The sequence below is a fragment of the Actinomadura sp. NPDC049753 genome (assembly GCF_040674655.1).
Lineage (GTDB): Bacteria > Actinomycetota > Actinomycetes > Streptosporangiales > Streptosporangiaceae > Spirillospora > Spirillospora verrucosospora.
In genome coordinates this window covers 1-4,747 of the sequence record NZ_JBFARL010000338.1, presented here as the reverse complement: position 1 = coordinate 4,747, position 4,747 = coordinate 1, and the positions used below count along the sequence as shown (strand labels likewise).

The 4,747-nt window shown below is 76.7% G+C and carries 6 protein-coding genes and 1 pseudogene; 6 read left to right on the top strand and 1 reads right to left on the bottom strand.

All coding sequences use genetic code 11. From position 1 onward, the window contains the following. Positions 1–280, bottom strand: a pseudogene (locus tag AB0K37_RS40280) (hypothetical protein); the annotation flags it as partial. 220 nt (positions 281–500) lie between these two features. Between AB0K37_RS40280 and AB0K37_RS40275 the strand changes: the two are divergent. The 6 genes from AB0K37_RS40275 to AB0K37_RS40250 form a co-directional block, all read left to right on the top strand. Next, positions 501–1,355: a monovalent cation/H+ antiporter complex subunit F gene (locus AB0K37_RS40275; RefSeq protein ID WP_363991011.1), complete on the top strand. Its 855-nt coding sequence runs from the start codon at positions 501–503 to the stop codon at positions 1,353–1,355. 14 nt (positions 1,356–1,369) lie between these two features. Then, positions 1,370–1,663 carry a monovalent cation/H(+) antiporter subunit G gene (locus AB0K37_RS40270; protein WP_363991008.1) on the top strand — a complete coding sequence of 98 codons (294 nt, stop codon included), beginning with the start codon at positions 1,370–1,372 and terminating at the stop codon, positions 1,661–1,663. 6 nt (positions 1,664–1,669) lie between these two features. After that, the gene (locus tag AB0K37_RS40265) at positions 1,670–2,050 is read left to right on the top strand and encodes a DUF4040 domain-containing protein (RefSeq protein ID WP_363991005.1); all 381 of its coding nucleotides are present in this window, start codon (positions 1,670–1,672) and stop codon (positions 2,048–2,050) included. Continuing rightward, on the top strand, positions 2,047–2,769 hold the full coding sequence (locus AB0K37_RS40260; protein WP_363991002.1) for an MnhB domain-containing protein: 723 nt from the start codon (positions 2,047–2,049) through the stop codon (positions 2,767–2,769). The genes AB0K37_RS40265 and AB0K37_RS40260 overlap by 4 nt, the downstream gene beginning before the upstream one ends. Then, positions 2,766–3,119, top strand: a complete 354-nt coding sequence (locus AB0K37_RS40255; RefSeq protein ID WP_363990999.1) for a cation:proton antiporter subunit C — start codon at positions 2,766–2,768, stop codon at positions 3,117–3,119. The genes AB0K37_RS40260 and AB0K37_RS40255 overlap by 4 nt, the downstream gene beginning before the upstream one ends. Then, a partial coding sequence (locus AB0K37_RS40250; protein WP_363990996.1) for a complex I subunit 5 family protein occupies positions 3,116–4,747 on the top strand: 1,632 nt, incomplete at its 3' end. The genes AB0K37_RS40255 and AB0K37_RS40250, both read left to right, overlap by 4 nt.

Below are 4,747 nucleotides of genomic sequence, written 5' to 3'. Positions count from 1 at the left end.
GCGCCGCCACCTGGCCGCCGGCCCGCGCCACCCCGGTCCCCGCCGTCTTCGCCGCGCCCTGCGCGGTGCCCTTGGCGCCCTTCGCCGCGCCCTTGGCGGTGCCCGCGGTGCTCTTCGCGGTGCTCTTGGACGTGCCCTTCGCGGTGTCCTTGGTGCTCTTGGCGGTGCCCTTCGCGCCCTTGCCGGCGGCCTCGGCCGTGCCCGCCGCCTTGCCCGCCGCCCTGCTGACGTTCTTGCTCGCTTGTCCGGACCCGTTGCCCGGGACCGAGGGGGTCTCCATCATCCGTCCTTCCGTCGGGGGGATCTTCCTGCCGAACCGGCGGGCCGCCGCACCGGGCGCGGCGCCCCGCCGGCGAAGAATCGCGTTCGTCGGCCGTACCGCGGCGTACCCCACCCGGCCACCGCAAACATGCGAGCCGCCCCCCGGCGGGACAGGCCGGGGACGCGGCGGGCGGCCGCCGCCGACGGTTGGAACCCTCGCTCCGGGTATGCCGAACCCCATGCCACCCGATGAGCCGCCGGGCGCGCCGGGACCACGGCCGCGACCCGGCCCCGCCAGCCGCGCCGCCGAGCCGCTGGCCTGGTGGACGGCGCTGCTGGCGGTGTACCTGGCCCTGGTGTCGGCCATCTCCCTCACCGAGATCACCGTCGGGGCCCTCACGGCCGCCGCGGGCGCCGCCGCCGCGGTCGCCGCGCGCCGGGTCCTGCTCGCCACCGGCACCGCCCTCCCGCCCGAGGACCGCGGCCCGTCCCCCGCCGTCCCGCCCGTCCGCCTCCTCCCGCCCCTGACCCGGCTGCCCGCCCAGATCGTCGCCGACACCGCCCGCGTCACCGCGCGCGGCGCGTCCGGCGGGGACTGGACGACGCTGGGCTGCCCGGCCGGCCCCGCCGGCCGCGGCGCCGACCCTGCTGATGTCGAGCTCCCCCGGCGCCTACGTCGGCGGCGTCGACCCCGAACGCGCGCTGCTGCGCGTGCACCGCCTGACCGGTCCGTCGCCGTTCGAGCGGAGCCTGCGGCGCGCCGGGCTCGTCGACGACCCCGGAGGCCGCGCCGTCCCGCCCGCCGGAGGCGAACGGGGAGGCCCGCGGTGAAGACCGACGTCGCGGGCACCGCGATACCCGCCCTGGTCCTCATGATCGGCGCGCTGCCACCGGTGCTGCTGGCCACGCTGCGCGGACGGCCCACCCGGCGGCTGGCCGGGCTGATCGTCACCGGGCCGCTGGTCACCCTCGCGCTGGTGCTGCTGGCCGCCGCCTACGGCCGGCCCGCCTACCTCGACGTCGCCCTGGTCCTGGCGCTGCTGTCGTTCGCCGGGTCCCTGGTGTTCGCCCGGTTCCTGAGCCGGACCCTGTGAAAGGGGAGCCCCCGATGAGTCTGGACCTGCTCGCCGACGCGCTGACCTGGGCCGGAACCGCCCTCGCCGTCGCCGCCGGGCTGCGGCTGCCCTTCACCCGCGGCGCCGCCGGCCGCCTGCACGCCGTCGCGCCCGTCACGGTCCTGGCCGCGCCGCTGCTCATCGCCGGGCTGGCGCTGCGCCCCTGGTCGTCCTGGCACGACGTCGCCAAACTCGCCGTCATCGCCGTCCTGCTCGCCGCGACCGGCCCCGCCACGGTCTCCACCGCCGGGCAGGCCGTCCAACGCGCCGCCGGCCGATCGGAGTGACCCGCCGTGACCGCGACCCTCACAACGGTGACCGCCGCGGCGCCGGACGCGCTGGCCGGGCCGCTCTCCGACGCACTCATCGCCGCCGCCCTCGCCCTGGCCGCGCTCATGGCCACCGCCGTCGCCCTGACCCGCGACCCCGTCCGCCAGGCGATCGTGCTGTCGGGCTACGGGATGGTCCTCGGCCTGCTGTTCCTCGTCCTCCAGGCCCCCGACGTCGCGATGTCCCAGATCGGCGTCGGGACCGTCCTGGTGCCGCTGCTGGTCGTGCTGGCCCTGCACGCCACCCGCCACTACCGCGACAACGGCAACGGCAACGGCAACGGCAAGAGCGGAACAGAACGCGAGAACAGCCGCGGGGACGGCGGCGGGCGGGCGCGCCGGTGAGGCCCCGCACCCGCGTCCCGCTGTTCGCCGCCGGCGCCGCCGGGACCGCCGCCCTGTTCACCGCGGGGACGCTCGGCCTGCCCGCGTTCGGCGGCCCCCTGCACCCCTACTCCGACCGCGCCGTCCACCAGGCCCTGCGGCGGGGCACCTCCAACGCCGTCTCCTCCGTCAACTTCGACCAGCGCGCCTTCGACACCCTCGGCGAGGAGCTCATCCTGCTGTCGGCCGCGCTCGCCGCCGTGGCGCTGCTGCGCGTCGTGCGCAGCGAGGACGAGCGCGACGGCGCCACCCACCGGCACGGGCCCGCCGAGGTCTCCGACGCGCTGCGCGTCGTCGGCCACCTGCTGCTCCCCTTCACCCTGCTCACCGGCGTCTACATCGTCGCGCACGGCGCCCAGTCCCCCGGCGGCGGCTTCCAGGGCGGCGTCATCCTCGGCACCGCGATCCACCTGCTCTACCTGGCCGGCGACTACCCCGCCCTGCAGCGGCTGCGGCCCATCCCGGTGTTCGAGTCCGCCGAGGCCGTCGCCGCCGCCGCGTTCGTCCTGCTGGCCATGGCCGCCTCCGGAGCCTCCCCCGCCGAGCGCGTCCCCGCCCTCAACACCGCCGTCGGGATCGAGGTCGGCTGCGCCTCGGTCCTGCTGCTCGGCAAGTTCTTCGAACAGGCACTCCTGGTCCGCGAGCACCCCGGGACCGGCGACCCGCGGGAGCCCGCATGAGCACCGTCCCCTACCTGGCCGCCGGCTGGATCATGCTCGTCGGCCTCTACGGCATCGTCACCACCCGCGACCTCGTGCACGCCGTGGTGTGCCTGTCGGTCACCCAGTCCGGCACCTACGTGCTGCTGCTGGCCATCGGCTACCGCTCCGGCGCCACCGCCCCGGTGTTCTCCGACCGCCCGCCGCCCCCCGCCGGCGGACCCGTCACCGACCCCGTCGTCCAGGCCATGACCCTCACCGACATCGTCGTCGGCGCCACCGTCACCGCGCTGCTGCTCGCCCTGGCCGTCCAGGTCGCCAAACGGCGCGGCACCCTGGACCCCGGCGCCCTGCGCCCCCTCGAACCGTGATCCTGCAGGCCACCGTCGCGCTGCCCGTCCTGGTCGCCGCCCTGCTCGCCGCCACCGGACGGTGGCTGCCGCGCCCCGCCGTCGACGTCACCGCCCTGGCCACCGCCGCCGCCGTCACCGCCCTGACCGCCCTCACCCTCGCCCGCGCCCCCCACCGCCCCCAGGTCACCTGGCTCGGCGGCTGGGGCCCGGCCACCGGCGTCGGCATCCCCCTGGCCGCCGACCCCCTCGCCGCCGCGCTCGCCTGCGTCGCCGCCGCCCTCACCCTGGCCGCCCTGGCGTTCTCCTGGCGCTACTTCACCGAGATCCAGGCGATCTTCCACGCGCTCATCCTGCTGTTCCTGGCCTCCATGTGCGCGTTCGTCTACACCGGCGACCTGTTCGACGCCTTCGTGTTCTTCGAGCTGATGAGCGTCGTGGCGTTCGCGCTCACCGGCTACCGCTCCGAGGAGCCCGCCACCGTCCACGGCGCCCTCAACTTCGGCATCGTCCAGTCCCTGGGCGCCTACCTCGCCCTCGCCGGCATCGCCCTGGTCTATGGCCGCACCGGGCAGCTCGGACTGGCCGCCATCGGCCGCCAGCTCACCGGCGCCGGCCACCACGGCCGCCCGGGCGCCCTGATCACCGCCGCTTTCGTGCTCATCTGCACCGGCTACCTGGTCAAGGCCGCCGCCGTCCCCTTCCACTTCTGGCTCGCCGACGCCCACGCCGTCGCCCCCACCCCCGTCTGCGTCCTGTTCTCCGGCGTCATGGTCGAACTCGGCGTGTACGGGGTCGCGCGGACCTACTGGGCCGTGTTCCCCGGACTGGTGCCGCTGCGCGCCGTCGCCGTCCTCGGCGCCGCCGCGGCGCTGCTCGGCGCGGTCATGTGCGTCCTGCAGCACCACATCAAGCGGCTGCTGGCCTACTCCACGATCAGCCATGCCGGGCTGCTGCTGGTCGGCGTCGCCGCCGGCACCCCCGCGGCGCTGTCGGGCACCGCCTACTACCTGGCCGGGCACGCCGGCGTGAAGGGCGCGCTGTTCCTCGCCGCCGGGGCGCTGCTGAACCGGTACCAGAGCGTCGACACCCGCGACCTGCGCGGACGCGGACGCGTCATGCCCGTCACCGGCGCCGTCGTCCTCATCGGAGCGCTGTGCCTGGCCGGGCTCCCGCCCTCGGGGCTGTTCGCCGGGCACTCGGTCACCGAGCACGCCGTCCTGGAGCAGGGCTGGTGGTGGTTCACGCCCCTGTCCGTCGCCGCCTCCGCCGTCACCGCCGGAGCGGTCCTGCGCGTGTGGCTCGTGGTGTGGCGCGGCATGCCCCCGCGCCGCGACCCCGGCGAGAACGGAGCCGCGGACGAGGACGAGCACGAAGGACCCGAGACGCCCGTCACCCTCACGTCCATCCCCTGGGTCATGGTCGCGCCCGCCGTCGCGCTGCTGGCCGCCGGCCTGGCCATCGGGCTGCTGCCCGGCGGCCCCGTCGCCGACGCCGCCGCGCTGTTCGCCGACCGCGACGCCTACGCCGCCCTCGTCCTGGACGGCCACCTCACCCGCCCCCACGCGCCGCCCGCCGAGCCCTGGACGCCCGCGGGCCTCGCCGGCTCCGCCGTCACCGTGCTGCTGGCACTGGCCGTGGCCGCCGCC

Bases quoted from the DNA above. Each gene is read 5' to 3' on its own strand.
- AB0K37_RS40275 (WP_363991011.1), top strand. From the start codon at position 501: ATGCCACCCGATGAGCCGCCGGGCGCGCCGGGACCACGGCCGCGACCC.
- AB0K37_RS40270 (WP_363991008.1), top strand. From the start codon at position 1,370: ATGAGTCTGGACCTGCTCGCCGACGCGCTGACCTGGGCCGGAACCGCC.
- AB0K37_RS40255 (WP_363990999.1), top strand. From the start codon at position 2,766: ATGAGCACCGTCCCCTACCTGGCCGCCGGCTGGATCATGCTCGTCGGC.